The 26,396-nt window shown below is 69.7% G+C and carries 24 protein-coding genes; 3 read left to right on the forward strand and 21 right to left on the reverse strand.

What is annotated here, in order from left to right; translation table 11 throughout:
- Nucleotides 1-179 precede the first annotated feature (179 nt).
- Together ACZ7M2_RS08960 and fdxA are read right to left on the reverse strand one after the other, a co-directional pair.
- A complete protein-coding gene (locus tag ACZ7M2_RS08960) occupies nucleotides 180-1,274 on the reverse strand; it encodes a bifunctional succinyldiaminopimelate transaminase/glutamate-prephenate aminotransferase (RefSeq protein WP_471594711.1) in 1,095 nt (364 codons plus the stop codon).
- A 154-nt stretch (nucleotides 1,275-1,428) separates the two neighbouring features.
- Nucleotides 1,429-1,749 carry a ferredoxin gene (fdxA, locus tag ACZ7M2_RS08965; protein WP_018089397.1) on the reverse strand — a complete coding sequence of 107 codons (321 nt, stop codon included), beginning with the start codon at nucleotides 1,747-1,749 and terminating at the stop codon, nucleotides 1,429-1,431.
- Between the two features lie 140 nt (nucleotides 1,750-1,889).
- Here fdxA and ACZ7M2_RS08970 point away from each other — a divergent pair, with 140 nt between their 5' ends.
- Complete coding sequence (locus tag ACZ7M2_RS08970; RefSeq protein ID WP_471594712.1) at nucleotides 1,890-2,930, forward strand: GNAT family N-acetyltransferase; 1,041 nt, start codon at nucleotides 1,890-1,892, stop codon at nucleotides 2,928-2,930.
- A gap of 17 nt (nucleotides 2,931-2,947) precedes the next feature.
- Complete coding sequence (locus ACZ7M2_RS08975) at nucleotides 2,948-3,799, forward strand: transglutaminase family protein (RefSeq protein WP_471594713.1); 852 nt, start codon at nucleotides 2,948-2,950, stop codon at nucleotides 3,797-3,799.
- 108 nt (nucleotides 3,800-3,907) lie between these two features.
- Here the strand turns inward: ACZ7M2_RS08975 and ACZ7M2_RS08980 are convergent, their stop codons facing one another.
- The 8 genes from ACZ7M2_RS08980 to ACZ7M2_RS09015 form a co-directional block, all read right to left on the reverse strand.
- A complete protein-coding gene (locus ACZ7M2_RS08980; protein ID WP_168510936.1) occupies nucleotides 3,908-4,522 on the reverse strand; it encodes a response regulator transcription factor in 615 nt (204 codons plus the stop codon).
- Nucleotides 4,519-5,694: a sensor histidine kinase gene (locus ACZ7M2_RS08985; protein WP_471594714.1), complete on the reverse strand. Its 1,176-nt coding sequence runs from the start codon at nucleotides 5,692-5,694 to the stop codon at nucleotides 4,519-4,521. The genes ACZ7M2_RS08980 and ACZ7M2_RS08985 overlap by 4 nt, the downstream gene beginning before the upstream one ends.
- Nucleotides 5,691-6,431, reverse strand: a complete 741-nt coding sequence (locus tag ACZ7M2_RS08990) for an ABC transporter permease (protein ID WP_212726985.1) — start codon at nucleotides 6,429-6,431, stop codon at nucleotides 5,691-5,693. The genes ACZ7M2_RS08985 and ACZ7M2_RS08990 overlap by 4 nt, the downstream gene beginning before the upstream one ends.
- Nucleotides 6,428-7,354 carry an ABC transporter ATP-binding protein gene (locus tag ACZ7M2_RS08995; protein ID WP_471594715.1) on the reverse strand — a complete coding sequence of 309 codons (927 nt, stop codon included), beginning with the start codon at nucleotides 7,352-7,354 and terminating at the stop codon, nucleotides 6,428-6,430. Before ACZ7M2_RS08995 ends, ACZ7M2_RS08990 begins: the two co-directional genes overlap by 4 nt.
- A gap of 299 nt (nucleotides 7,355-7,653) precedes the next feature.
- Nucleotides 7,654-9,897 (reverse strand): peptidoglycan binding domain-containing protein, encoded by a 2,244-nt coding sequence (locus ACZ7M2_RS09000; RefSeq protein WP_471594716.1) that lies wholly within the window; start codon nucleotides 9,895-9,897, stop codon nucleotides 7,654-7,656.
- Between the two features lie 160 nt (nucleotides 9,898-10,057).
- The gene (locus ACZ7M2_RS09005; protein ID WP_352045881.1) at nucleotides 10,058-10,477 is read right to left on the reverse strand and encodes a DUF6113 family protein; all 420 of its coding nucleotides are present in this window, start codon (nucleotides 10,475-10,477) and stop codon (nucleotides 10,058-10,060) included.
- Complete coding sequence (gene mshB / locus ACZ7M2_RS09010; protein ID WP_471594717.1) at nucleotides 10,477-11,439, reverse strand: N-acetyl-1-D-myo-inositol-2-amino-2-deoxy-alpha-D-glucopyranoside deacetylase; 963 nt, start codon at nucleotides 11,437-11,439, stop codon at nucleotides 10,477-10,479. The genes ACZ7M2_RS09005 and mshB overlap by 1 nt, the downstream gene beginning before the upstream one ends.
- A gap of 69 nt (nucleotides 11,440-11,508) precedes the next feature.
- Nucleotides 11,509-11,703 carry a hypothetical protein gene (locus ACZ7M2_RS09015; RefSeq protein WP_054228237.1) on the reverse strand — a complete coding sequence of 65 codons (195 nt, stop codon included), beginning with the start codon at nucleotides 11,701-11,703 and terminating at the stop codon, nucleotides 11,509-11,511.
- 176 nt (nucleotides 11,704-11,879) lie between these two features.
- On the opposite strand from ACZ7M2_RS09015, the gene ACZ7M2_RS09020 reads away from it, so the two are divergent.
- Nucleotides 11,880-14,012 carry a prolyl oligopeptidase family serine peptidase gene (locus ACZ7M2_RS09020; RefSeq protein ID WP_471594718.1) on the forward strand — a complete coding sequence of 711 codons (2,133 nt, stop codon included), beginning with the start codon at nucleotides 11,880-11,882 and terminating at the stop codon, nucleotides 14,010-14,012.
- 151 nt (nucleotides 14,013-14,163) lie between these two features.
- Here the strand turns inward: ACZ7M2_RS09020 and ACZ7M2_RS09025 are convergent, their stop codons facing one another.
- The 11 genes from ACZ7M2_RS09025 to ACZ7M2_RS09075 form a co-directional block, all read right to left on the reverse strand.
- Nucleotides 14,164-15,213, reverse strand: coding sequence for an ABC transporter ATP-binding protein (locus tag ACZ7M2_RS09025; RefSeq protein WP_403696959.1), 1,050 nt, complete (start codon nucleotides 15,211-15,213; stop codon nucleotides 14,164-14,166).
- Nucleotides 15,206-16,219 (reverse strand): ABC transporter ATP-binding protein, encoded by a 1,014-nt coding sequence (locus ACZ7M2_RS09030; protein ID WP_471594719.1) that lies wholly within the window; start codon nucleotides 16,217-16,219, stop codon nucleotides 15,206-15,208. The genes ACZ7M2_RS09025 and ACZ7M2_RS09030 overlap by 8 nt, the downstream gene beginning before the upstream one ends.
- A 5-nt stretch (nucleotides 16,220-16,224) precedes the next feature.
- Nucleotides 16,225-17,208 carry an ABC transporter permease gene (locus tag ACZ7M2_RS09035; protein WP_471594720.1) on the reverse strand — a complete coding sequence of 328 codons (984 nt, stop codon included), beginning with the start codon at nucleotides 17,206-17,208 and terminating at the stop codon, nucleotides 16,225-16,227.
- Nucleotides 17,201-18,124 carry an ABC transporter permease gene (locus tag ACZ7M2_RS09040; protein WP_352045875.1) on the reverse strand — a complete coding sequence of 308 codons (924 nt, stop codon included), beginning with the start codon at nucleotides 18,122-18,124 and terminating at the stop codon, nucleotides 17,201-17,203. Before ACZ7M2_RS09040 ends, ACZ7M2_RS09035 begins: the two co-directional genes overlap by 8 nt.
- A 74-nt stretch (nucleotides 18,125-18,198) precedes the next feature.
- Nucleotides 18,199-19,827, reverse strand: coding sequence for a peptide ABC transporter substrate-binding protein (locus ACZ7M2_RS09045; protein ID WP_471594721.1), 1,629 nt, complete (start codon nucleotides 19,825-19,827; stop codon nucleotides 18,199-18,201).
- 88 nt (nucleotides 19,828-19,915) lie between these two features.
- Nucleotides 19,916-20,308 (reverse strand): VOC family protein, encoded by a 393-nt coding sequence (locus ACZ7M2_RS09050; RefSeq protein ID WP_403696947.1) that lies wholly within the window; start codon nucleotides 20,306-20,308, stop codon nucleotides 19,916-19,918.
- Between the two features lie 83 nt (nucleotides 20,309-20,391).
- Nucleotides 20,392-21,537: an ABC transporter ATP-binding protein gene (locus tag ACZ7M2_RS09055; RefSeq protein WP_351694857.1), complete on the reverse strand. Its 1,146-nt coding sequence runs from the start codon at nucleotides 21,535-21,537 to the stop codon at nucleotides 20,392-20,394.
- Complete coding sequence (locus tag ACZ7M2_RS09060; protein ID WP_054228245.1) at nucleotides 21,530-22,591, reverse strand: ABC transporter ATP-binding protein; 1,062 nt, start codon at nucleotides 22,589-22,591, stop codon at nucleotides 21,530-21,532. Before ACZ7M2_RS09060 ends, ACZ7M2_RS09055 begins: the two co-directional genes overlap by 8 nt.
- An 11-nt stretch (nucleotides 22,592-22,602) precedes the next feature.
- Nucleotides 22,603-23,550, reverse strand: coding sequence for an ABC transporter permease (locus tag ACZ7M2_RS09065; RefSeq protein WP_403696942.1), 948 nt, complete (start codon nucleotides 23,548-23,550; stop codon nucleotides 22,603-22,605).
- Nucleotides 23,543-24,475 (reverse strand): ABC transporter permease, encoded by a 933-nt coding sequence (locus ACZ7M2_RS09070; protein ID WP_054228247.1) that lies wholly within the window; start codon nucleotides 24,473-24,475, stop codon nucleotides 23,543-23,545. Before ACZ7M2_RS09070 ends, ACZ7M2_RS09065 begins: the two co-directional genes overlap by 8 nt.
- Before the next feature lie 154 nt (nucleotides 24,476-24,629).
- Nucleotides 24,630-26,255, reverse strand: a complete 1,626-nt coding sequence (locus ACZ7M2_RS09075) for a peptide ABC transporter substrate-binding protein (RefSeq protein WP_471594722.1) — start codon at nucleotides 26,253-26,255, stop codon at nucleotides 24,630-24,632.
- Between the last annotated feature and the right edge of the window lie 141 nt (nucleotides 26,256-26,396).

Genomic DNA, 26,396 nt, shown 5'->3' on the forward strand with positions numbered 1-26,396 from the left:
CCGTACGGATCTTGTACGGATGCTGTACGGCGAAGGGGTCCAGGGAGTTTCCCTGGCCCCCTTCGCGTGCGTCGGTTCCTGGCGTGCGGGCCGGTGGGGGCTGGGCGCGCCCACGCGGCGGAGCCGCACAAGGCCAGGGCCCCGCGCCCCTGCCCGGGCGCTCCCCGCCGGGGCGTCTCTCAGCCCAGGCGTTGCACCGCCGCCGCCACCCGCTCGTCCGTCGCCGTCAGGGCCACGCGGACGAAGTTCTCGCCCGCCTCGCCGTAGAAGTCGCCCGGGGCGACGAGGATGCCCAGTTCGGCCAGATGGGCGACGGTGTCCCAGCAGGACTCGCCGCGGGTGGCCCACAGGTACAGGCTCGCCTCGCTGTGCTCGATGCGGAAGCCGTGACGCAGCAGGGCCTCGCGCAGGGCGGTGCGGCGGGCCGCGTAGCGCTCGCGCTGTTCGCGGACGTGGACGTCGTCCGCGAGGGCGGCTACCACCGCGGCCTGGGTCGGCGCGGACGTCATCATGCCGCCGTGCTTGCGGATCTGGAGCAGGTCGCCGAGGACGGCGGGGTCACCGGCGAGGAACGCGGCGCGGTAGCCGGCCAGGTTCGAGCGCTTCGAGAGCGAGTGGACCGAGACGATCCCCTCGTAGGAGCCGCCGCAGACGTCCGGGTGCAGGACCGAGATGGGGTCGGCCTCCCAGCCCAGCTCGAGGTAGCACTCGTCGGAGAACACGAGGATGTCGTGCTCGCGGGCCCACGCGACGATCCGGGCGAGTTCCGGGGCGGACAGGACCCTGCCCGTCGGGTTCGACGGGGAGTTCAGCCACAGGAGCTTCAGGTCGGTCGGGTCCAGCTCCGTGGGGTCGTCGTAGACCACATGGTCGGCGCGGGCCAGGCGCGCGCCGACCTCGTACGTCGGGTACGCGAGGCGCGGGTACGCCACCTTGTCGCCGGGGCCCAGGCCCAGCTGGGTGGGGAGCCAGGCGACGAGTTCCTTGGAGCCGACGACCGGGAGCACGTGCTGGTGGGTGATGTCGCGTGCGCCGAGCCGCCGCTCGACCCAGCCGGTGAGCGCGTCGCGCAGTTCGGGCGTGCCCCACACCGTGGGATAGCCCGGCGAGTCCGCGGCCGCGACCAGAGCTTTCTGGATCAGCTCGGGCACCGGGTCGACCGGGGTGCCGACGGACAGGTCGACGATGCCACCCGGATGAGCGGCGGCCGTCGCCTTGAAGGGCTCCAGCTTGTCCCAGGGGAAGACGGGAAGCCGGTCGGAGACTGCGGACACGGGATCGGGCTCACTTTCTCGTTCGTACGACCCGTACACACACGGCCTGCGCGCCTGTGGCCGGTACGGGCCGCTACGGCAAACGCCTCGGCCCCGCACGGCGATCGAGGGGATCGGGCCGTACGGGACCGAGGCGGCGCGTAGATGCGGCCGCTTACTGGTTCTGCGGCGGCAGCGCTGCGATGAAGGGGTGGTCGCGCTCGATCAGACCGAGCTTGCTGGCGCCGCCGGGCGAGCCGAGCTCGTCGAAGAACTCGACGTTCGCCTTGTAGTAGTCCTTCCACTCTTCGGGAGTGTCGTCTTCGTAGAAGATCGCCTCGACCGGGCACACCGGCTCACAGGCTCCACAGTCGACGCATTCGTCCGGGTGGATGTACAAGGACCGGGAGCCCTCGTAGATGCAGTCGACCGGGCACTCCTCGATGCACGCCTTGTCCTTGACGTCGACACAAGGCTGCGCGATGACGTAGGTCACGCTGTCGTTCCTCCTCGATAGGGCGCTGGCGGGCCTCCGTAGGCTCCGCCGCCTGGCGCGCGGGAGCGCGGCGTCGTCGATGCCCGCACCTAGTATCTCCGTTCCGGGGCGTGATCCATACAGGAGGGGTGAACTGACCTGTGGAAATCTCTGCGGCCGGACGTCTCGAGGTCCGAATCACCGCTGCTGACGTGGGCAAACGTGTCTCTGTTCGGCGGATGATCGTAGATATCGAAGGTGCCACCGGCGGTGAGAAATTCACTGACACGGTCGGTGTTCTCACATCATGGGACGAGAGTGTGCTGCTGATCACACGGCGCGACGGCGAAATCGTCCGGATTCCGGAATCCTCGCTGGTCGCGGGCAAGGTCGTACCGGCCGCCCCGGCGCGTCGGCGGGGCCCCGCGGCCTCGTACGAGGAGCTGGCGCGGGTCACCGCGCGGGCCTGGCAGCCGGTGGAGAGCGAGCGGCTCGGCGACTGGGAGCTGCGGGCGGCCTCCGGGTTCACCCGGCGCGCGAATTCCGTGCTGCCGCTCGGCGACCCGGGCGTGCCGCTCGACGAGGCACTGACGTACGTACGCGACTGGTACGCGGCCCGTGACCTGCCCGCCTACGTCCAGACCGCCACCGGGGCCGAGGGCACGCAGGAGGTGCTGTGCGCGGAGCTGGAGGCGCGCGGCTGGGCGCGCGAGGTGAGTGCCGGGCTGTGGATCGGCGCGCTCGCGCCGCTCGCCGACCTCGAGGTCGCACAGGCCTCCGAGGTCCTCCTCGCCCGCGCGGCCGACGAGGCCTGGCTGGGCCGCTACCAGCGCAAGGGGCTGAGCGAGGTCGCGCTGCACGTCCTGGGCAGCGGGCCCTCGGTGTGGTTCGCGACGGTGCCCGGCGCCGAGGGGGAGCCTCCGGCCGCGATCGGGCGGTGTGTCGTCGACGGGCGGTGGGCCGGTTTCGCCGCCGTCGAGGTCGACCCCGCCCAGCGCCGTCGGGGCCTCGCCACCGCCGTCATGGCCGCGCTCGCCCGCCGTGCCCTGGACGAGGGCGCCTCGGCGGCCTGGCTCCAGGTGGAGGCGGACAACGCGGGGGCGCGGGCGCTGTACGCCGGGATGGGCTTCGCCGCGCATCACGCGTACCACCACTACCGCGCGCCTGAGGCGTCCGCCGACGACCGCCCTCGACCGGCGTGAAGGGGTACCAGACCGCTATGCCTTCCCCCCAACCCCCGGAGCCGGAGCGAGCCGCCGAGGTGCGGCGGAGGTTCGCCGAGGAGGCACGGTCCGAGCGGCCCGACCTGGCGGCGCTGTGTCTGCTGATCGGGGCGGCGGCGGACGGCACGCTGGACGAGGCGGGGACGGACGCGGCCCAGATCGAACTCGACCGGCTCGCCGGACAGCTGCCGTTCCGGCCCGGTGGGGCGCTGTCCTGGGCGACCGCGCTCGCCGAACTGCTCGGCGGGCGCTGCGGGTTCCGGGGCTCGCCCGGGGACTATCAACGGCTGGAGTCGTCGCTGCTGCACGCGGTGCTTCGGCGGCGGCGCGGGCTGCCCATCCTGCTCTCCGTGGTGTGGATGGAGGTGGCCAGACGGGCCGGCGCGCCGGTGTACGGGGTCGCCCTGCCCGGGCATTTCGTGGTGGGCTTCGGGCCGGCCGAGCAGCAGGTGCTCGCCGATCCCTTCGACGGGGGGCGGGTGCTGAGCGGCTCCGATGCCGAGCTGCTCGTGCAGGGCGCCACCGGGGCGCCGCTCGATCCCTCGATGCTCGTCCCCGCCCCTCCCCTCGACGTGGTCGTGCGGATCCTGAACAACGTCCGGGCGTGGGCGGCGGCACGGCCGGAGCGGTCGGATGTCGGCCTGTGGGCCGTGGAGTTGGCGCTGCTGTTGCCGTCGCATCCTGCGCGGTTGCGGTACGAGCGGGCTCAGCTGCTGGTGCAGCGTGGGGATTTCCTGGGTGGGGCTGCGGAGTTGGATGCCTACGCCGATGTGGTCGCCGCGGTGGATCCGCCTTCGGCGGAGAAGGTTCGGGGGCAGGCGCGGGCGGCTCGGGCGATGTTGAACTGAGTTCGCCCAAGCGCCGTGAAGGGAGCTGACTTCGGGCGACTGCGGGCTCGTCGTGGCTGGTCGCGCAGTTCCCCGCGCCCCTTTCAGGGGCGCCTACCTCGACGGCGCTTACAACCAGCCCTTTTCCCTTGCTATCCGGACCGCCTCTGCTCTGTTGCGGGCCGCCAGTTTTTGGATGGCTGTCGAGAGGTAGTTGCGGACCGTGCCCTGGGAGAGGTGGAGGGCGGTGGCCAGTTCGGCGTTGGTGGAGCCGTCGGCCGCCGCGCGGAGGATCTCGCGCTCGCGGTCGGTCAGGGGGTTGGCGCCCTCGGCGAGGGCGGCGGCCGCGAGGGTGGGGTCGATGACCCGTTCGCCGGCGAGCACCTTGCGTACCGCCGCCGCGAGTTGGGCGGCCGGGGCGTCCTTGACGAGGAAGGCATCGGCGCCGGACTCCATGGCGCTGCGCAGATAGCCGGGGCGGCCGAAGGTCGTGAGGATGAGCAGTTTGATGCCGGGGAGTTCCTTGTGGACTTCGGCCGCCGCCTCGATGCCCGTCTTGCCCGGCATCTCGATGTCGAGGAGCGCCACGTCCACGTCGTGGGCGCGGGCCGCGGCCAGCACCTCGTCGCCGCGCGCCACCTGGGCGACCACCTCGATGTCGGGCTCCAGGCCCAGCAACGCGGCCAGCGCCTCGCGGACCATCGACTGGTCCTCGGCGAGCAGGACCTTGATCGTGCGGCTCATGCACCGGATCCTACGGGGTGATCGGCGGCCTCGAAGGGGGCCTGCGCCGGTACCCGTGCGACCAGCCGGAAGCCGCGGCGCACCCGGCTCGCCTCCAGGGCTCCGCCCGCCTTCTCCAGCCGCTCGGTCAGGCCCGTCAGACCGTTGCCCGGACCATGGCCCGAGCCGCCCGAACCGTCGTCCTCCACGCTCAGTTCGAGCACCGGGCCGTCCAGTGTCTGGCGGCGGACGAGCTCGACGGTGCAGCGCCGGGCCCCGCTGTGCCGTACGACATTGGTGATCGCCTCCCGCAGCGCCCAGGCGAGCGCGGACTCGCTCTCCTCGGCGACGTCGGTGAGGTCCGGTTCCGCGGGCAGGTCCGCGCTGACGCCCGCCGCCGTCAACGCGACCTGTGCGCCCGCGAGTTCGCCGGAAAGCCGGGGGCGCCGGTATCCGGAGACCGCCTCGCGCACGTCGACGAGGGCCTGCCGGCTGACCTGTTCGATGTCGGCGACCTGCTGTGCCGCCTTCTCGGGGTGGTCGGGGAGCATCCGGCCGGCCAGCTCGCTCTTGAGGGTGATCAGGGAGAGCGAGTGGCCCAGCAGGTCGTGCAGATCGCGGGCCAGGCGCAGGCGCTCCTCGTTCGCGGCCAGTTGGGCGACCGTCGCACGGGCCTCGCGCAGCGCGATCGTCGTGCGGATCAGTTCGCGGACGCCGGTCATGGCGAACCCGCCGAGGAACGCCGGGATGAGCAGCCCCGCCAGATACTCCTTGCCGCCCGAAACGGTCAGGGCGATCCCCGTCAGCACGGCGGAGACGGCCGGGATGGCCCAGCGCGCCAACCGCAGCGGAAGCACCGCGCCGCACGCGATCGAGACGTACACGAACAGGACGAGCCACTCCCGCCCCAGCGTGAAGGAGAGCAGGGCCGCCTCGGCCGCGAGGACCACGAGGGAGACGAACACGAAGGGCGTCGTGTCACCGCTGCCGGTACGGAAGACCAGGGCCCCGTACCACCCGACGAAGGCCACCAGGCCGCACCAGCCGAGCACGACGACAGCGGTGCTGTGCCCGCCGTGCACCAGATCGCTGACGGGCGCGCTCAGATAGACGAGCCAGATGCCGGTCCAGATGGCCTTGACCATCTTCTGCCTGCGATTCTTCGGGCGTTGCCCGATGCCGACGCTGCTCACGCCTTCAGCGTGTCCTTCCGGTACAGCCATGCCGCGCCGCCCGCGAACAGGAGGAAGGAGACGGCGAGGATGACGAGGTCCTTCGCGTGTGGGGCGTCGCCCAGTTCGATGGACCGCCCGAGGGCAGCGTACGCGTGCGTGGGCAGCCAGGACGCGATCTTCTGGAGCCAGTCGGGGAAGGTGGTCGTGGGCATCCACAGGCCGCCGAGCACCGAGAGCCCGAAGTACAGGATCATCGTGATCGGGCGGACCGCGTCGCCGCTCGCGAGATAGCCGATGGCCACGCCGAGCGCGGCGAAGACGAGGCTGCCGGCCCAGATCGCGCCGGTGAGCGCGAGCCACTGCCAGGCGTCCAGCCGTACGTGCTTCACGGCGGCGGCGACCGCGAAGACGACCACGATCGACGGCAGGCTGATCACGGCGGCGCTGGCGGTCTTCGCCAGGACATAGCCGCGGCCCGGCAGGGTGGTGAGCCTGAGCTGCCGTACCCAGCCGCTCTCGCGCTCCTTCGCGATGCGCTCGCTGTTGCCCATCAGGACCGCGGTCAGGGCGCCGAAGGAGGCCATGGAGACCATGAAGAAGGTCGGCAGGGTCAGCCCGGTGCCGTCCACCTTGGTGGTGCTGTCCGCGCTGCCCGCGATCAGCAGGAACAGGGCCGAGGGGTAGACCACCGAGAAGAACAGGAACTTCTTGTTGCGCAGGGCGCGGGTGATTTCGAGCTTGATGAGGCTGTTCACTGCGACTTCGCCTCCTCGGCGGCCGTGATGGCGACGAAGGCCTGCTCGAGCCCGAGCCCGGCGACTTCGAGATTGCGGGGGTAGAGGCCGAGCCCGTACAGCGCGTGTACGGTCGCGTCGGCGTCGGAGGACTGGATGCGGACGGTGTGCCCTGACACGTCGATCGAGGTCAGGAAGGGCAGGGTGCGCAGCGGGGCCTCGTCTATGGGGCCTTCCAGGTCGAAGGCGATGCGGCGGGCGCCGGCCTTCGCCTTGATCTCGGCGGCGGTGCCGTCGGCCAGCAGGCGGCCCCGGTGCAGTACGAGGACGCGGTCCGCGATGGCGTCGGCCTCCTCCAGGTAGTGCGTGGCGAACAGGACGGTCCTGCCCTGGTCGGCCTGCTCGCGCATGGTGGCCCAGAAGGCCTGGCGGGCGGAGACGTCCATGCCGGTGGTGGGCTCGTCCAGGACGATCAGGTCGTTGGCGCCGGCGGTGGCGAGCGCGAAGCGGACGCGCTGTTCCTGGCCTCCGGAGAGCTTGTTGACCTTGCGGTCGGCGATCCCCGAGATGCCCGCGCGGGCCAGCACGTCAGTGACCTTGTACGGCTTCGGGTGCAGATCGCAGGCCAGCTTCACCAGCTCGCCGACCGTCACCTCGTCCATCAGGCCGCCGCTCTGCAGCATGGCGCCCACCCGGCCGCCGACGATCGCCTCGCGGGGGCCTGTGCCGAACACCCGGACCGCGCCGGTGTCGGGGCGCTTGAGGCCGAGGAGCAGGTCCAGCGTGGTCGACTTGCCCGCGCCGTTCGGACCCAGCAGGGCGACGGTCTCGCCCGGGTGCAGGTCGAGCGTCAGCCCGTCGACAGCCCGTACGTTCCCGTAGCTCTTGCTCACCTGATCGAACCCGACCACCGGGGTGGTGGCGGGCGCCGCTGTTGTCGTCATGGGGACCATCGTGGCCGCGCGGGCCCGGTGCCCGGCAGTGTCGGCGGTCCTGAGTGCCGGATGACAGATGTCATGTCCTGCCTGGTGCTGGTCGACCCCTTCGGCACGGTGGCAGGCTCGGTGCGCGTGGAGCGCGTATGCGCATGCCCATCATCGCCCTGTACTGCATCACGCGTCCGTGACCTCGTGAAGCCCGTGGCGGCCCGTCCTCCCAGGACGGGCCGCCACGCATTCGCCCTGCGACAACGGAGCCCCTGCCCGGTGCGGGCAGGGGCTCCGTTCATCCGGACGACCAGGGGTCAGCTCGCTTTGGTGTCGATGACTCCGACGCGCTCCGCCGTCGTCTTGCCGCGCAGGGCCTTGCCCAGTGCGGTGACGACGTCCTGCGGCGTGAGAGCGCGCTTCCCGCCCGCGGTCTGGATCTGCACGCCGTCGAAGGTCTTGCCGTACGCCGCCTTGAGCGCCGTGAGGTCGTACGTCTCCACGAGCTTGCCGTTGACGGCCTTGAAGCCGAGGATCTTCGGCAGCGACAGGGCGCCGAACTGGATGCTGTGTGCCGCGTCGGTCTGAATGGTGACGCGGGCGGACATCGCGGGCTGGGCGAACTCCTTCATCTCCCGGTCGACCTCGGCGTTCGAGACGGTCGGCTGACGGGTCGTGGTGGCGACCTTCACCGGGGTGGTGGTGCCGGTCTCGACCTGGGCGCGGTAGGCGTCCTCGACGGCCTTGGTCGAGGCCGCCACGTCGATGCCCTTGCCCGCCTTGCCGTACACGGCGACGGCCTTGCCGGACTGGAACTTGATGGTGCCGTCGCTCGCCGAGCCGGAGCCGCTCGCGGTGCGCTCCAGGGCGGCCTGCAGCTTCTCCGCGTCGACGGGCATCGCCGGCTCGACGACACGCTGCTGACCGAACAGCGAGCCGATCACGGAGACCGGGTTGTAGTCGCTGCCCGCGGCGGCGCGGACCGTGTCCTGGGCGTTGAACTGGAGCCCGGCCTGGTCCGGCTTCAGCGAGACGGTGGTGCCGTCCACCGACAGCTTGAGCGCCGTGTTCATACGGGCCCCGAAGGCGTCGTCAAGCTTCTTGACGGCCTCGTCGCGGGTGCCGCCGCCGATGTCGACGCCCAGCACCGTGGTGCCCTTGGGGACGTCCGAGCGGTTCATCAGCAGCCCCGCGCCGTAGACGCCACCGGCGATGAACACCACGCCGACGACCAGGAGCGTCAGCTTGCTGCGGCCCTTCTTGGCCGGCTTCTTCGAGGAGGCGGCGGGCTTCGGGGCCGGCTCGGGCGCCTTCGGCGGGGTGTGCGGCAGCGGTCCGTCGGTGTGCGCGCCCGGCCCGAACGGGGAGTTCTGGGCGGCCGGCACGACGGGGACGCCGCTGGTCAGGGTGTGCCCGGAGACGTTGTCCACGGGGCCGCCGTAGCCCTGGCCGCCCGGATCGGGCGCGGGCTTCTGCGGGGTGAGGATCGCGGTGTCGTCGCTGAGGCCGCCACCGGGGTATCCCGCGCCGAGGCCGGCCGCGCCGTGCCCGCCGGGGACGCCATGACCACCGGGGCCACCCGGCCCACCGGGTCCCGCGGCCAGGCTGCCCGGAGCCACGCCCGGGCCGGCCGGCGGCACCAACGGGCCGTCACCGGTGACCGGACCGCCGGTCGGGCCCGCGGGGCCGCCCCGGCCGTTCTCCGAGAAGTTCTCCGCGAAGTACGGGAGGTCGTCACGGCGCGGTTCGCCACCGGGCCCCGCGGGGCCACCCGGGCCTCCGGAGGCACCGGGCCTGCCCGGGCCGTCGCTTCCTATGGCCGGGAACGAGGCCGTGTTGCCCAGCGCCGCGGAGACGTCGAAGGAACCGGTGCCGCCGCCGTGACCGGGGGCCACGGGTCCGGCGCCGGTGGCACCGGGCAGCCCGGCACCGTTCGTACCGCCGCTCCCGGGGCGGGGCGCGTTCGCCCCGCCCGGCCGGGCACCGTTCGCGCCACCGGGGGCGCCCGGACGCGCACCGCCGTTGCCGTTACCGCCCGGCGTACCCGCGCCCTGCGGCGCCGCGGGACCCGCGGGTCCCGAACCGCCGGGCAGACCCGCCCCGTTGGTGGACCCGCCACCCGGGGCGCCGCCCGGCGCACCGGACTTGCGGGGCGCGAACCAGTCGCTGGTCTTCTCTCTGGCCGGAGCACCGCCCGCGGCGGCGGCTTCGGCCGAGGTCTCGGTGGCCGTGGCCGCTGCCACGGGCGCACTCACGGCACGCTGCGCCTCCGCCGGGGCTCCCGCGGAACCGGCGGACTCGGCGGGCGACTCGGCGTCCCCGACCGGTGTGCGCACGACGACCGGCGGGATGGGCCGCGATCCGGGGATGTTGATCCGGATCCGTGTCGTCAGCGTGGTCTCGGTCTTGCGCTCCTCCGGCGGGGTGCCGCCGGCCGAACGGCCCGCGTCGGCACCGTTTTCGGAAGCCATGGGGGTCCCGTAGGGGGGCGTCCCCGACGGGTACGCGGCTCCACCGCGCCCGTTGGGCCCGGAGGACGAACTGTCAGTTTCACGACTCAAGGCAGGTTCTCCCGGTTGGCTCCGCCGCCCGTTTACTCGACCTCATCTCGGGCAGCTCGGCGGCGCGCACCACCATACTGGCCGCATTCGGCGCGCAAACCTCGCCCGCCCAGGAAATTCGCACGGGACCCGCACCTGTCCGGTACCGCGAAGTGGTACGTCACTTCCCAAGTCGGACGGCGGAGTCATGCGGTTGCCGCCCCAGACCAAGCGTGGCGCACATCACAGCCACAGCCATCCCGCCGAGCAGGAAGAGATAGGAACCGAATCCCGCGCCGAAGAAGAAGTCCCCTTCCGGGCGGGTGGAGGTAAGCAGGATGACCGCGATCATCCAGCCCGCGGCAGGCGCGACGGCGCCGGCCCGGGAGCCGGTCGCGCGCGATCCGCCCAGGAAGAGCCCGGCCGCGCCGGCCAGGGCGAGCAGCAACCCACCCGGGAACCAGGCGGCTTGCACCAGTGTTCCGGCGGCCCCGACCACCGCGCCGAGCAGGAACAGGCCCAGGTGGGCCACGGTCCGCCCGGCCGAGGGCCGCGGCAGCGGCTGGGCGAGCGCGCTCCCCCGCTGTCCCGACATGCTCATCACGCGTCCGCCTTTCCCTGCTCGGTCTCTTCGGTCTTTGTGGAACCCTGATCGATCCCCGTGGAACCCTGATCGATCCCCTCGATCCCCGCAAAGAGGTCGGTCTCACGACCGGGTCCCGCGCGCTCCCCGCGCACCAACTCGTAGTACTCGGTGGTGAACAGCGGTTGTGCGAGTGCGTTCGACAGCGCGAACCAGGGTTCGGCCACCTCGATCTGGGTGGCGTGCGCCCGCATGGCGGCGGCCTTCGCGGCGGCGTACGCGGTCCCGTCGATCGCGGTGGTGACCACCGTGTCGTCGACCACGCCGGGTACGTCGGCCACGGCGGCGGAGTGCTCGAAGGGCAGTCCGGGCAGGGCCTCGCGCAGCCGTCGGAAGCCTTCCTCGACGACGGAGCGCGGGGCGCGGTTCCAGTAGACCTTGGTGATCTCCCAGGGCGCGCCGAGGCCGGGGTGGACGGCGGGGTCCGCGGCCAGCTCGACGGCGCGCACGGCGACGCGGTGGGCCTGGATGTGGTCCGGGTGTCCGTAGCCCCCGTCGGGGTCGTAGGTGACGAGCACCTGGGGGCGGACCTCGCGGATCACCTCGACCAAGTACGCGGCGACCTCGTCGACGTCGGCGGACCAGAAGGCGCCCGCGCGGTGGTTCTGCTCCAGGCCCATCATCCCGGAGTCGCCGAAGCGCCCAGGACCGCCGAGGAAGCGGTGGTCGGTGACCCCGAGCTCCTTCATGGCGGCGGCCAGCTCGCCGATCCGGTGCGGGCCGAGCCCGCCCTCGCGGTCGGGCGCGAGATGCGCCAGCTCGGGCGGGATGACCTCGCCCTCCTCGCCGAGGGTGCAGGTCACCAGCGTCACATGGGCGCCCTCGGCCGTGTACCTGGCCATGGTCGCGCCATTGTTGATCGACTCGTCGTCCGGGTGCGCGTGTACCAGGAGCAGACGCCGGTCGGGCAGATCCGTCATGGAACCCACCCTACGAGGCGCCCGGCCCACCGCCGAGGCGGGCACGGGTCGCGGCGCCGAAGCCCCCCGTCAGAACTTGAAGCTGCCGATCATGTCCGCGACGTTCGTCGTCAGGTCGCTGATCGTGGGGGCCATCGTCGAAGAGGCGAGATAGAAGCCGAACAGGACACACACGACCGCATGGCCGGCCTTCAACCCGGACTTCCTGACCAGGATGACGACGATGATCGCCAGCAGCACCACCGCCGAAATCGAGAGTGCCACGGCGGCTCACCTCCAAAGATCCCAGGGACACGGGGGGTCGGACATGGGGGTCGGTAAATCCATACAGCGGCCAGCAGGTTCATACCCACACACCGCCAGTGATCATAACTATCCATACGCGCGCATCGATCGGCGCACGGCCGCACAAGGGGGCGCATGGCCAATATGGTCAAGGCATGACGACCGAGCCTCTTTCCTTCCCCCGCCGGTACGCCCGGACGCAGCGCTTCACCCTCGGCGCGCCCCGCGCGTTCAGCGTCTCCCCGGACGGTTCCCGGGTGGTGTTTCTGAGGTCCTCCTCCGGTACGGACCGGGCGAATCAGCTGTGGGTCCTCGATGTCGCGGAGGGGCAGGAGCGCGTCGCGGCCGACCCGCGGGCGCTGCTCGGCGGCGCCACGGAGCGCCTGTCGGCGGCGGAGCGGGCGCGCCGCGAGCGCAGTCGCGAGGGGGGCGCGGGGATCGTCGGGTATGCCACGGACACGGCGGTCGAGCTGGCCTCTTTCGCCTTGTCAGGGCGGCTTTTCACGGCGGAGCTGCGAGCCGGTACGGCGCGTGAACTCCGGGTCCCTGGACCGGTGATCGACCCGCGCCCCTCACCCGACGGACGGCTCGTCGCGTATGTCCGCGGGGGCGCCCTGCGGGTCGTCGGCGCCGAGGGGGACGGCGACCGGGCGCTGGTGGAGCCGGAGTCCGATGCGGATCCGGGGACGGTTTCCTATGGATTGGCCGAGTTCATCGCGGCCGAGGAGATGGGGCGTTCGCGCGGTTTCTGGTGGTCTCCGGAAGGGGACCGGCTGCTGGTCGCGCGGGTCGACGACGCGCCTGTGCGGCGCTGGTGGATTTCCGATCCCGCACAACCGGAACGCGCTCCGCAGCAGGTCGGCTATCCGGCCGCCGGAACGGACAACGCGGACGTAAGGCTCTTCGTGGTCGGCCTCGACGGGGTGCGCACGGAGGTGGTCTGGAACCGGGCGCACTACCCGTATCTGGCGCATGTGCACTGGTCAGCGGCGGGCGCGCCACTGATTCTGGTGCAGGCGCGGGACCAGCGCAGTCAGCTGTTCCTGGCTGTCGACCCGGACACCGGGGCGACCCGGATGGTGCACGCCGACGAAGATCGACAATGGCTGGATCTTTTCCCTGGTGTGCCGTGCTGGAGTCCCGCGGGACAGCTCGTACGGATCGCCGACGAGGGCGGGGCGCGGGTCCTGGCCTTCGGCGAACGCCCGTTCACGGGACCGCAGTTGCATGTGCGCGCGGTGCTGGACGTCTCGGACGACGACATGCTGATCTCGGCGTCGGCCGGCGAGGCGGCGACCGCCCCGGAGACGGGCGAGGTGCATGTCTACCGCGTCAACGAGCTCGGTGTCGAGCGTCTCTCCCAGGAACCCGGCGTGCACGCGGCGGTGCGCGGCGGGGGCGTGACCGTGCTGGTCTCCTCGGTGCCGGACCGGCCGGGAGCCGAGGTGCAGGTGCTGCGGGGCGGAAAGCGGACGGCGACTGTCACGTCGTATGCAGAAAGTCCCGGTCTGTCCCCGCGCGTGACGCTCACCGAGGGGGGCGCACGGAAAATCTCATGCGCCCTGCTTATGCCTACTGACTACGACGGTGTCACTCCCCTCCCCGTCCTCATGGACCCCTACGGCGGTCCGCACGGCCCCCGGGTGCTGGCCGCGCACAACGCGCACCTCACCTCGCAGTGGTTCGCCGACCAGGGCTTCGCGGTGGTCGTCGCCGACGGCCGCGGCACCCCCGGCCGCTCCCCCGCCTGGGAGAAGGCGGTCCGCGACGACTTCACGCTCGCCCTCGACGACCAGATCGACGCGCTGCACGGCCTCGCGGAGAGGTTCCCGCTGGATCTGTCCCGGGTGGCGATCCGGGGCTGGTCGTTCGGCGGCTGGCTCGCGGGGCTCGCCGTGCTGCGCCGCCCCGACGTCTTCCACGCGGGCATCGCGGGCGCCCCGGTCACCGACTGGCGGCTGTACGACACCCACTACACGGAGCGCTACCTCGGTGATCCGGCGGCGGCCGCCGAGGCGTACGCGAAGAACTCGCTGATCACGGACGACGGACTGTCCGCGCCCGCCGAACCCCACCGGCCGCTGATGATCGTGCACGGCCTCGCGGACGACAACGTGGTGGTCGCGCACGCCCTGCGGCTCTCCTCGGCGCTGCTGGCCGCGGGCCGTCCGCACGAGGTGCTGCCCCTGTCGGGCGTCACCCACATGACCCCGCAGGAACAGGTCGCGGAGAACCTGCTCCTGCTCCAGGTGGACTTCCTGAAGCGATCACTGGGCATGACGGGCTGAACACATGCGACGGGCCGGGGCGACATGGCGCGCCCCGGCCCGTCTACGGCACCCGCACGGCCGTACGATGATTACCTTGACGCGTCCGTATATCGGTGCCGCTTCGGCCAAGTTGCCTGCGTGTTAACGAAGTTCGCCAGCATTTGCGGGGTTATGTCGCCCGCTCGGGCGGTTCCTCCGGCGGTACGACCCGCTTCTCCTCGGCGAAATGACAGGCCGAGTCGTGCGCGGCCGGACCCTCCACGAGGCGGAACTCCATGGGCACCGCGAGCGGCGGCACCTCCAGCGCGCAGCGCTCCTGGGCCTTCCAGCAGCGGGTGCGGAAGCGGCAGCCGGAGGGGATGTTCGCCGGGGAGGGCACGTCTCCGGCGAGGATGATCCGCTCCCGGCGTTCGCGGGCCTCCGGGTCGGGGACGGGCACGGCGGAGAGCAGGGCCTGGGTGTACGGGTGCGTCGGGTGGTCGTAGATCTCGGCATCCCTGCCGGTCTCCACGATCCGTCCGAGGTACATCACGCCGACCCGGTCGGAGATGTGCCGCACGATGGAGAGGTCGTGCGCGATGAAGACGTAGCTCAGGTCGAACTCGTCCTGGAGCCGCTCCATCAGGTTGATCACCTGCGCCTGCACCGAGACGTCGAGCGCCGAGACGGGCTCGTCGGCGACGATGATCTCGGGGCGCAGCGCCAACCCCCGCGCGATGCCGATGCGTTGACGCTGACCGCCGGAGAACTGGTGCGGGTAGCGGTTGATGTACTCGGGGTTGAGGCCGACCACGTCCAGCAGGTCCTGGACCCGTCTCCTGCGGTCGCCCTTGGGCGCGACCTCGGGGTGGATCTCGTAGGGCTCCCCGATGATGTCGCCGACGGTCATGCGCGGGTTGAGCGAGGTGTACGGGTCCTGGAAGACCATCTGGATGTTGCGGCGTACGGCCTTGAGCGCCCTGCCGGACAGTTTGGTGATGTCCTCGCCCTTGTACTTGATCGTCCCGTCCGTCGGTTTCTCCAGATTGACCAGCATCCTGGCGACCGTCGACTTGCCGCAGCCGGACTCGCCTACGATGCCGAGGGTCTCGCCCGCGGCGAGTTCGAAGTCGACTCCGTCGACGGCCCTGACCGCGCCGATCTGCTTCTTGAAGAGAATCCCCCGCGTCAGCGGGTAGTGCTTGACCAGGCCGCTGACCTCCAGAATCGCCTCAGCCATCGAGGCACTCCCGCCAGAAGAAGCACGCGCTGGTGCGGGCCCCGGCTTCGGGGTCCGCCTCCGCACGGCCCACCCCTTCACGGTCCACCTCGAACAGCGGCGGCACCTCGGTGCGGCAGATGTCCTGGGCCATCGGACAGCGCGGGTTGAAGGCGCAGCCGGGCGGGATGTGCATCAGGTTGGGCGGCAGGCCCTTGATCGCGTAGAGCTCCTGGCCCTTCTGGTCGAGGCGCGGGATCGACTCCAGGAGGCCCTTGGTGTACGGGTGGGCGGGGGCCTTGTAGATGTCGTGGACCGGCGCGGACTCGACGATCCGGCCCGCGTACATGACGGCGATCCGGTCGGCGACGTCCGCGACGACGCCGAGGTCGTGGGTGATGAGGATGAGCCCCATGTCGAGCTCGCGCTGCAGCTCGGCGAGCAGGTCCATGACCTGGGCCTGGACGGTGACGTCGAGGGCGGTGGTCGGCTCGTCGGCGATGATCAGGGCGGGCTCCAGGGCCAGCGCCATGGCGATCATGATGCGCTGGCGCATACCGCCGGAGAACTGGTGCGGATAGTCGCGCACCCGGTCGGCGGCGGCCGGGATGCGCACCCGGTCCATCAGCTCGATCGCCTTGGCGCGGGCGTCCTTGCGGGACATCCCGCGGTGCACGGTGAACATCTCGCCGAGCTGGTCGCCGACGCTGAGCACGGGGTTGAGGGAGGACAGCGCGTCCTGGAAGATCATCGCCATCTCGGCGCCGCGGACCTTGCGCCGCTCGTCCTCCTTGAGCTTCAGCAGGTCCCGGCCCTGGAAGAGGATCTCGCCGCCGGTGATCCTGCCGGGCGGCATGTCGAGGATGCCCATCACGGCCTGCGCGGTGACGGACTTGCCGGAACCGGACTCACCGAGGACGGCGAGCGTCTCGCCCTCGTCCACGCCGTAGTCGACCCCGTTGACGGCCTTGGCGACTCCGTCCCGGGTGCGGAACTCCACGTGCAGATCGCGCACTTCGAGCAGCACGGCCGTCACCTCAGCTTCGGGTCGAGGGCGTCGCGCACCGCGTCGCCGAGCATGATGAACGCGAGCACGGTGATCGCGAGGGCGCCGGCGGGCCACAGCAGCATGTGCGGGGCCGTGCGGACGTAGGCGGAGGCCGAGGAGATGTCGATGCCCCAGCTGACCGTGGGGGGCTTCAGGCCCACGCCGAGGTAGGAGAGCGTCGCCTCCAGCGCGATGTACGTGCCGAGCGCGATGGTGGCGACGACGATGACCGGCGCGACGGCGTTGGGGGTGATGTGCCGGAGCATCAGGCGGGAGTTCGAGGCACCGAGGGCGCGGGCGGCCTGGACGTAGTCGTTCTGCTTGATGGTGATGACGGAGCCGCGCGCGATGCGCGAGATCTGGGGCCAACCGAGCAGCACCATGAACCCGATGACGGGCCAGATGGTGTTGCTGGTCACCACGGAGAGCAGGACCAGGCCGCCGAGCACGACGGGGATCGCGAAGAAGATGTCGGTGATCCGGGAGAGGACCGAGTCGCCCACGCCGCCGAAGAACCCGGCGAGCCCGCCGAGCACCGAGCCGAGGATCGCGACGCCGAGAGTGGCGCAGACGCCGACGCTGATCGACACGCGGGTCCCGTACACCACCCGTGTGTAGACGTCGCAGCCCTGCCCGTCGAACCCGAAGGGATGTCCCGGCTGCGAGCCCTCCTGGGCCTTGGCGAGGTCGCACTTGAGGGGGTTCTGGGTGGCGATCAGCGAGGGCCACAGGGAGATGACGACCAGGAAGAGGATGAGGAGCCCGGAGACGATGAAGACGGGGTTGCGCCGCAGATCGCGCCAGGCGTCGGACCACAGGCTCCTGGGCTTCTCCTGAGGGCCCGTGCCCTCGGGGCCGCCGGGCGTCCGCTCCAGGGTGGCGCCCTCGCTCGTGGCGAGGTCCATGGCGCCGCCCGCGCCGGTCGCGGCGATGGCGCCCTCCCGCTGGTACGGCGGCTGCTCAGGCATAGCGGATCCTCGGGTCGAGTACGGCGTAGAGGAGGTCGACGAGCAGGTTGGCGACCAGGAAGACGAGCACGAGGACGGTCACGAAGCCGACCACGGTCTGGGTGTTCTGCCGCACGATCCCCTGGTAGAGCTGGTAGCCGACGCCGTGGATGTTGAAGATCCGCTCGGTGACGATCGCGCCGCCCATGAGCGCGCCGATGTCCGTGCCGATGAAGGTGACCACGGGGATCAGCGAGTTGCGCAGCAGGTGCTTGGTGATCACCCGGTGCCGGGGCAGGCCCTTGGCGACGGCTGTCCGGACGTAGTCGGACCGCTTGTTCTCGGCGATGGAGGTCCGGGTGAGCCGGGTGACATAGGCGAGGGAGACGGAGGCGAGGACCAGTCCGGGCACGATCAGTTCGCCGAAGGTGGCGTCCGGGGAGACCGAGGGTCTGATCCAGCCCCACTCGACACCGAGAAGTAGTTGCAACAGCAATCCGGTGACGAAGGTCGGGATCGAGATGACGACGAGGGTGAGCAGCAGGACACCGGTGTCGACGGGCCGGCCGCGGCGCAGCCCGGTGACGACGCCCAGCAGGATGCCGATGACGATCTCGAAGAGGATCGCGACGATCGTCAACCGGATGGTGACGGGGAAGGAGTCGGCCATCAGCTCGGTCACCGGCTGCCCGGTGAAGGCGGTGCCGAAGTCGCCGGTGAAGACATTGCCCATGTACGTGAGGTATTGCTGCCACACCGGCTTGTCGAGGCCGAACTCCTTGCGCAGCTGGGCGGCGGTGGCGGGGTCGCACTGCCGCTCGCCGCACAGACCCGCGATGGGGTCGCCCATCACGTTCACCATCAGGAAGATCAAGAGCGTGGCGCCGATGAAGACCGGGATCATCTGGAGCAGACGCCGGATCACATACCGTCCCATGAGGGCTCCGGAGGTAGTACGGGGCCCACGCCCGGGTTCGCTTCAGCAACCCGGACGTTCACCCCGTGGACGGCTCAGCTGACCTTGATCTCGTTGTAGACGGGCACGCTGAACTGATTGAGCGCCACGTTGGAGATCCTGTCCGAGTAGCCCGCGCTGCCGTTCTGGTACCAGAGCGGGATGGCGGCCATGTTGTCCCGTACGACCCCTTCGGCCTGCTGGAAGAGCTTGATGGCCTGGGCCTTGTCGGTCTCGGCGTTCGCCTGGTCGACGAGCTTGTCGAAGTCCTTGTTGGACCACTTGCCGTCGTTGGAGGAGGCGTTCGTGTAGTACAGCGGCTGAAGGAAGTTCTGGATCAGCGGGTAGTCCATCTGCCAGCCGGCCCGGAACGGACCCGGCATCTTGTGCTGCCCGATCTGGTTGCGGAAGTCGGCGAAGGTGCCGATCGGGTTGCCGACGCAGGCCTTGTCGTTGCCCAGCGCGTTGTTGATGGAGTTGCAGACGGCGTCGATCCACTCCTTGTGGGAGCCGCTGTCCGCGTTGTACGAGATCTTGATCTGGCCGCCGGGCAGTCCGCCGCCGCCCTGGATCAGCTTCTTCGCCTGCGCGGGGTCGTACCGGCAGGAGGCGCCGCACAGTCCGTCCTGGAAGCCGCCGGCCGCGCCGAGCACCGGTGAGGTCCAGTCGGAGGCCGGGGTGCGGGTCTTCTGGAAGATCGTGCTGGTGATCTGGTCCCGGTTGATCGCCATGGACAGGCCCTTGCGGACGTTCTCCATGCCGCTCTTGTCCCAGGCCTGGTCGTAGAACGGGAAGGCGATGGTCTGGATGATGCCCGCCGGGGTGTTGATGTACCGGCCGCCGAGATCGTTCTTCACGTTCTTGAGCTGGGCGGCGGGCACGTCGTCGACGAGGTCGAGGTTGCCCGCCAACAGGTCGGTGTAGGCGGTGTTGTTGTCGGTGTAGACCTTCAGGTCCACCCCGCCGTTCTGTGCCTTGTCCGTCCCCGGGTACGCGTCCCACTTCCGCAGGGACATCATCGAGCCCTTGGTGTACGAGTCGACGGTGTAGGGCCCGTTGCCGACCGGCTTCTTCAGCCAGGCCGCGTGGTCGCTGAAGAACGCCTTGGGCAGCGGTGCGAAGGCGACGTAGCCGAGGGTGTCGGGGAAGGTCGAGAACTTCTGGTTGAGCTTGACGGTGAAGGTGCGCGCGCCGGTGACCTTCAGCCCCGACAGCGTGTCCGCGCTCTGCGTTCCCGTCTCGGGGTGGACCTTGTCGTAGCCCTCGATGTACCCGAAGAAGTACGCGTTCTTCTGGTTGTTCTTGAGACTGGCCCCGTAGTTCCAGGCGTCCACGAAGGACTGCGCGGTGACGGGCTCTCCGTTGCTGAACGTCCAGCCGCCCTTGACGGTGATCGTGAAGTTCTGCGAGTCCGAGGTGTCGATCTTCTGCGCCAGCATGTTCTGGGCCGCGCCGGTCGTGGCGTCGTACCGTTTCAGACCCCGGAAGATCATGTCGAGGACCTTGCCGCCCTGCACCTCGTTGGTGTTGGACGGCTCCAGCGGGTTCTGCGGGTCCCCCCAGGAGGAACTGAGCACGCCGGACGCGCCGCCGCCGCTGCCGCCGCCTCCGCCGCCGCAGGCCGTCGCCACGAGGGCCACCGCCGCCGCGCCCACGGCCCATGTGGCATGCGTCGCTCCACGCATGGAGTGCCTCCCAGAGTGCGCTGCCGCCAGCGCCGCGGCGCTGTTCCATTACCGGCCAATATCAACCGGTAACGCGCATACCGCACATTCAGGCCACCCGTACGTGGACGACCAACTCCACCTCGAAGCCGTCCGCGTCCTCCAGATACGCGGCGCAGTGCTGCGGACCGCCCGCGTGCGGATAGCGGTCCGAAAAGAGGGGTGACCAGCCGTGGCGGGGCGCCTCGGCCACGAGCCGGTCGAGTTCGGTGCGGTCCGGCACATGGAAGGCGAGGTGGTTCAGGCCGGGGCGCAGACGGTCGTGGGAGTCCGCCTTCAGCGCGGGCGACTGCTCGACGACGAGATAGGTCTCGCCCCGGCGCCAACTGCGGCCGTGCGGCCACTCCTGGTACGGCTCACAGCCCAGGCGCTCCAGCAGCCATCCCCAGGAGCGGACCGCGCGCTCCAGGTCCGGCACCCACAGTTCGACGTGATGCAGCATCTTCCCTCACCTGAAAAAGCCGGTTCCCGGCACCGCGGTGGCGGTGCCGGGAACCGGCCTGTCGATCACGGGACGCGTGGCGCTCAGGCCGCGTGCACGACGTTCTTCTCCTCGGCGAAGTGGCACGCCGACTCATGGGCCGCCGGCGAGTCCACGCCCATGAACACCTCGGGCACCGCGAGGATCGGGGTCTCCACGGAGCACTTGTCCTGGGCCTTCCAGCAGCGGGTGCGGAAGCTGCAGCCCGACGGCGGGTTGGCCGGGGACGGCACGTCACCGGTCAGGATGATCCGCTCGCGGTGCTCACGGGCCTCCGGGTCCGGCACCGGCACGGCCGACAGCAGCGCCTGGGTGTAGGGGTGCGTCGGGTGGTCGTAGATCTGCTCGTCGCTGCCGATCTCCGCCATCTTGCCTAGGTACATCACGCCGACCCGGTCCGAGATGTGCCGGACGATCGACAGGTCGTGCGCGATGAAGAGGTAGGACAGGTTGAACTCGTCCTGGAGCCGCTCCATCAGGTTGATGACCTGCGCCTGCACCGACACGTCGAGCGCCGATACCGGCTCGTCGCAGATGATGATCTCGGGGTTGAGCGCGAGACCGCGGGCGATGCCGATGCGCTGACGCTGACCGCCCGAGAACTGGTGCGGGTAACGGTTGATGTACTCGGGGTTGAGGCCGACCACGTCCAGCAGTTCCTGGACCTTGCGCCGCCGGTCGCCCTTCGGAGCCACCTCGGGGTGGATGTCGAAGGGCTCACCGATGATGTCGCCCACCGTCATACGGGGGTTGAGCGAGGTGTACGGGTCCTGGAAGACCATCTGGATGTTGCGGCGCACGGCCTTCAGGGCACGCCCGGACAGCTTGGTGATGTCCTGGCCCTTGTAGAAGATCTCGCCCGCGGTGGCCCGCTCCAGGTTCATCAGGAGCTTGGCCACGGTGGACTTGCCGCAGCCGGACTCGCCCACGATGCCCAGCGTCTCGCCCTGGTGCAGATCGAAGGAGACACCGTCGACGGCCTTCACCGCGCCGATCTGCCGCTTGAACAGGATGCCCTGGGTGAGCGGGAAGTGCTTCACCAGGTTGCGCACCTGAAGGATCGGCTCGCCACGGTCCACCGGCGCCTCGATCGCGGCGACCGCCTCCGTCTCGGAGTGGGCGTCGACGACCTCCACGTCGGAGACGTTCGGGGTGGCCTCCTGCTCGTCGTTCTTGCTGAGCTCAGCCATGGATCGTCTCCTTCCAGAAGTGGCAGGCCGAACCGCGGCCGACCAGCTCGGTGCCGTCCTGCTCGCTCACCGGGAGCAGCGCCGGCACGTCGGTGCGGCAGATGTCCTGGGCCTTGGGGCAGCGCGGGTTGAACGCGCAGCCGGTCGGGATGCGCAGCAGGTTGGGCGGCAGCCCCTTGATCGCGTACAGCTCCTGGCCCTTCTGGTCCAGGCGCGGGATCGAGTCCAGCAGACCCCGCGTGTACGGGTGCGCGGGGCGCTTGTACAGCTCGTGGACCGGGGCGCGCTCCACGATCCGGCCCGCGTACATCACGGCGATCTTGTCCGCGACGTCGGCGACGACGCCGAGGTCGTGGGTGATCAGGATCAGGCCCATGTTGTACTCGCGCTGAAGGTCCGCGAGCAGGTCCATGACCTGGGCCTGGACCGTCACGTCGAGCGCCGTGGTGGGCTCGTCCGCGATGATCAGGTCCGGCTCCAGGGCCAGCGCCATCGCGATCATGATGCGCTGGCGCATACCGCCCGAGAACTGGTGCGGGTAGTCGTTCACGCGGGCCGCGGAGGCCGGGATCTTCACCCGGTCCATCAGCTCGATCGCCTTGGCCTTGGCCTCCTTCTTGGAGAGGCCCTGGTGCACCCGGAACATCTCGCCGAGCTGGTAGCCGACGGACAGGACCGGGTTGAGCGAGCTGAGCGCGTCCTGGAAGATCATGGCGATCTTCTGGCCGCGGATCTTGCGGCGCTCCTCGCCGGACATCTTGAGCATGTCCTGGCCGCGGAAGAGGATCTCGCCCTGCGGGATCCTCGCCGGCGGCATGTCGAGGATGCCCATGATCGCCTGCGCGGTCACGGACTTGCCGGAGCCGGACTCGCCGAGCACGGCGAGGGTCTCGCCCGCGCTGACGCTGTAGTTGACGCCGTTGACCGCCTTGGCCACGCCCTCGCGGGTGTGGAACTCGACGTGCAGGTCACGCACTTCGAGCAGCGGCCCGTCGTCGGCGCCGCCCTTACGCGGGGCGGGCACCGGGACGGAGTCTTCTTCGATGATGGTCACGTACGCCTCCCTCAGCGCAGCTTCGGGTCGAGGGCGTTACGGACGGCCTCACCGAGCATGATGAACGCCAGCACCGTGATGCTGAGCATGATCGACGGGTACAGCATGATCCACTGCGCCACGCGAATCTGGTTGCCGCCGTCCGAGATGTCGTTGCCCCAGGACACGCCGTTGAGGCCGAGTCCGAGGAAGGACAGGGTCGCCTCGGCGGAGATGTAGACACCGAGCGAGATGGTGGAGACGACGATCACGGGGGCGAGGGTGTTCGGCAGGATGTGCCGGAACATGATCCGCGGGGTGCTCGCGCCCAGGGCCTTGGCCGCGTGTACGTAGTCGGCCTGCTTGGTGGTGATCACCGCGCCGCGCATCACTCGGGCGATCTGCGTCCAGCCGAAGGCGGCCAGCGCGCCGATGACGACCCAGGTCGTGCGGTCCGGGAAGGAGGTCAGCACGACCATGGTGGCGAGCAGGAACGGGATGCCGAAGAAGACGTCCGTCAGGCGCGACAGGATCGAGTCGACGATGCCGCCGAAGTATCCGGCGATCATGCCCATCAGGCCACCCACGACCGTCACCGCGAGGGTGGTGCCGAAGCCCACGGCCACGGAGGCCCGGGTGCCGTAGATGGTACGGGCGTAGACACTGCGGCCCTGCTGGTCGTAGCCCAGCCAGTCCGCGGAGAACACATGGCCCAGCTTCGGCTTCTGCAGGAAGTGCTTGGCCAGATCGCCCTTGATCGGGTCGGTGTCGGTGAACAGCCCCGGGAAGAAGGTGATCGTCAGCAGCAGCAGGATCAGCACCGCCGAGACACCGAAGATCCAGCTGTGCCGGAGGTCGTTCCAGGCGTCGCCCCACAGGCTGCGGGACTTCTCCGGCTTGGCCGCGGGAACCGCCACCGGGGTGGCCGCGCCGTCGGTCGCCACCGCCGTCTGGACGTCGGTCTTGGTCACGTCAGGCATAGCGAATCCTCGGGTCCAGGACCGCGTACAGCAGGTCGACGAGCAGGCTGGCGAGGAGATAGACCAGCACCAGAATGGTCACCAGGCCGACGAGCGTGGTGCCTTCACGCCGCACGATGGACTGGTAGATCGTGCCGCCGATGCCCTGGATGTTGAACAGGCCCTCGGTGACGACGGCTCCGCCCATCAGCGCGCCGATGTCGGTGCCCAGGTAGGTGATCACGGGGATCAGCGAGTTGCGCATGAGGTGGACACCCACCACACGACGCCGGGGCAGGCCCTTGGCGATGGCCGTACGGATGTAGTCGGCGCGCAGGTTCTCGGCGACCGACGTACGGGTGAGCCGGGTCACATAGGCCAGCGAGGCGGTCGCGAGGACGAACGCCGGCATCAGCAACTCGTTGTAGTTCGTGGAGTCGTTCACGTTCGGCGGCAGCCAGTTGAGCTGGAAGGCGAAGACGACCTTCAGGATGAAGCCGAGAACGAACACCGGAACGGAGATCAGCAGCAGCGAGACCAGCAGGATCGCGTTGTCCGCGAACCGCCCGGCGCGCATGCCCGCCCAGACGCCCAGGGCGATGCCCAGGACGACCTCGATGGCGAAGGACAGCGAGGCCAGGCGAAGGGTCACCGGGAACGCCTCGCTGAGGACGTCCGTGACGGGGCGGCCGCTCGCGATCTGCGTGCCGAAGTCGAAGTGAAGGATCATGTCCTTCATGTAGTGGTAGTACTGCACCAGGATCGGCTGGTCCAGGCCGTACTGATGTCTCAGTGAGGCGATGACGGCAGGGCTTCCGCCCTTGTCGCCGAACAGGCCTCGCACGGGGTCGCCGGGCAGGGCGTAAACCATGAGAAAGATCAGCAGGGTTGTCCCGATGAAGACCGGGATCATCTGGAGCAGTCGTCGTGCGACGTAGCGCCCCATCGTGCCTCCATATAGTTACTACGACGACAGCCGACGGGCCCTTTCCCTGCGCACCCCTGAACGATGCGCATGGAAAGGGCCCCCCGGCCGCTGCCGTCCCCCCGGGCGCGGCGCACGAGGCGGCGCCGCACCCGGGATCACGGGCTGATTGCGGTTACTTCTTGACCTGAACGCCGGTCAGGATCGGGTCGCCGTCCTGGGCGTACTCGACGCCGGTGACCTTGTCCGAGTAGCCCGCGTTGACCTTGTAGTACCAGAGCGGAATGCTCGGCATGTAGTTGACGAGCTCCTTCTCGATGTCCTGGTACTTCTTCTCCGAGTCCGCGAGCGAGCTGGCGCTGTCGGCCGCGGCGATATCGGCGTCGATCTTCTTGTTCGAGAAGCCGCTCGTGTTGCCGTCCGACTTGGTGCCGAACAGGTCACGGATGAAGTTGGCGTTCATCGGGAAGTCGAGCACCCAGCCACTGCGGTACATGGACTTGACCGCGTGCGCGTCACGCGCGTCCAGGTCGGCCTGGAAGTCGGCCTTGGAGTCGCCGGAGCACTTGACACCGGTGGCGTTGGTGATCGAGTTGCAGACCGCCTCCACCCACTCCTTGTGACCGCCGTCGGCGTTGTACTGGATGGTCATGGCGTTGCCCGGGACGCCGCCGCCGTCCTTGATGAGCTGCTTCGCCTTGGTCGGGTTGTACGTGAAGACGTCACCGCCGACGTTCGGCTCGTAGCCGAGCACACCCTTCGCGACCCAGCCGGTGGCGGGCTCGCGGGTGCCCTGGAGCACCGTCTTGGTGATGGTGGCGCGGTCGATCGCCATCGACAGGCCCTGCAGGACCTTCGGGTTGATGTCCTTCCACTGCTTGGTGTAGAAGGCCGGCGTGATCGTCTGGATCGCCGAGTACGCCTTGTCCACCGCGCGGCTGCCGAGGTCCGACTTGTAGACCGGCAGGTCCTTCGGGGCGACCTGACGCAGAACGTCGACGTTGCCCGACTTCAGGTCCTCGTAGGCCGTCTCCAGGTTGGTGTAGTTCTTGAAGAGCACACCACCGTTCTTGGCCTTGTCCGGACCCTGGTAGCCGTCGAACTTGGCGACCTCGATCTGCTTCTTGTGCGCCCAGCTGACGAACTTGTACGGGCCGTTGCCGATCGGGTGCTCGCCCGCGGCCTTCGGGTCCTTGTAGAAGGACTCGGGCAGCGGCGAGAAGACCTCGTAGCCGAGCTTGTAGACGTAGTAGGGGATCGCCTTGGAGAGCGTGATCGTGAAGGTGTTGTCGTCGACGACCTTCAGACCGGACATCTCCGTGGCCTTCGGCTTGCCCTTCGCCGGGGCGACGTCGTCGTAGCCCGCGATGTCGGAGAACCAGAAGCTGTTGGTCTGCTTGTTCGCCGGGGCGGCAGCCCAGTTCCACGCCTTGACGTAGGACGTGGCGGTCACCGGGGTGCCGTCGTGGAACTTCCAGCCCGACTTCAGCTTGACCGTGTACGTCTTGTTGTCCTTCGTGTCCACCGACTGGGCGTTCACGTAGACGATGTTGCCCTTGTCGTCGTAGCTCACGAGCTGCGAGAAGAGCGACTTGATGACGATGCTGCCGTTGGACTCCATGGTGTTGGCCGGCTGCAGCGGGTTCTGCGGCTCGCCCACCTCGACCGAGAACTTACCGGCCGGGTCGACGGCGGCCTTGCTGTCGCTGCCCTTGTCGCTACCGCCACCACCACAGGCGGTCGCTCCCAGCGCCACAACCGCGGCTATCGCGACCCACTTGGCGCTCTTGGCACCGCGCATGGGTTCCTCCTCATGAGTCCATTGGTTCACCGCAAAAGGGAGCACTAGTCACACTGCCGACACTTGGGACGGAGAAAGTGCTGGTGCCCCCTGCGCTCGCAAGCCGACGCCACCTGAAGGCGTATGGCCCGTTGATCCGAG

Source organism: Streptomyces sp. NPDC111507 (assembly GCF_055638955.1).

Coding starts and splice junctions, on each gene's coding strand:
- ACZ7M2_RS08975 (WP_471594713.1), top strand. CDS start 2,948: ATGCCTTCCCCCCAACCCCCGGAGCCGGAGCGAGCCGCCGAGGTGCGG.
- ACZ7M2_RS08980 (WP_168510936.1), bottom strand. CDS start 4,522: ATGAGCCGCACGATCAAGGTCCTGCTCGCCGAGGACCAGTCGATGGTC.
- ACZ7M2_RS08995 (WP_471594715.1), bottom strand. CDS start 7,354: ATGACGACAACAGCGGCGCCCGCCACCACCCCGGTGGTCGGGTTCGAT.
- ACZ7M2_RS09005 (WP_352045881.1), bottom strand. CDS start 10,477: ATGAGCATGTCGGGACAGCGGGGGAGCGCGCTCGCCCAGCCGCTGCCG.
- mshB (WP_471594717.1), bottom strand. CDS start 11,439: ATGACGGATCTGCCCGACCGGCGTCTGCTCCTGGTACACGCGCACCCG.
- ACZ7M2_RS09020 (WP_471594718.1), top strand. CDS start 11,880: ATGACGACCGAGCCTCTTTCCTTCCCCCGCCGGTACGCCCGGACGCAG.
- ACZ7M2_RS09025 (WP_403696959.1), bottom strand. CDS start 15,213: ATGGCTGAGGCGATTCTGGAGGTCAGCGGCCTGGTCAAGCACTACCCG.
- ACZ7M2_RS09035 (WP_471594720.1), bottom strand. CDS start 17,208: ATGCCTGAGCAGCCGCCGTACCAGCGGGAGGGCGCCATCGCCGCGACC.
- ACZ7M2_RS09040 (WP_352045875.1), bottom strand. CDS start 18,124: ATGGGACGGTATGTGATCCGGCGTCTGCTCCAGATGATCCCGGTCTTC.
- ACZ7M2_RS09045 (WP_471594721.1), bottom strand. CDS start 19,827: ATGCGTGGAGCGACGCATGCCACATGGGCCGTGGGCGCGGCGGCGGTG.
- ACZ7M2_RS09050 (WP_403696947.1), bottom strand. CDS start 20,308: ATGCTGCATCACGTCGAACTGTGGGTGCCGGACCTGGAGCGCGCGGTC.
- ACZ7M2_RS09055 (WP_351694857.1), bottom strand. CDS start 21,537: ATGGCTGAGCTCAGCAAGAACGACGAGCAGGAGGCCACCCCGAACGTC.
- ACZ7M2_RS09065 (WP_403696942.1), bottom strand. CDS start 23,550: ATGCCTGACGTGACCAAGACCGACGTCCAGACGGCGGTGGCGACCGAC.
- ACZ7M2_RS09070 (WP_054228247.1), bottom strand. CDS start 24,475: ATGGGGCGCTACGTCGCACGACGACTGCTCCAGATGATCCCGGTCTTC.
- ACZ7M2_RS09075 (WP_471594722.1), bottom strand. CDS start 26,255: ATGCGCGGTGCCAAGAGCGCCAAGTGGGTCGCGATAGCCGCGGTTGTG.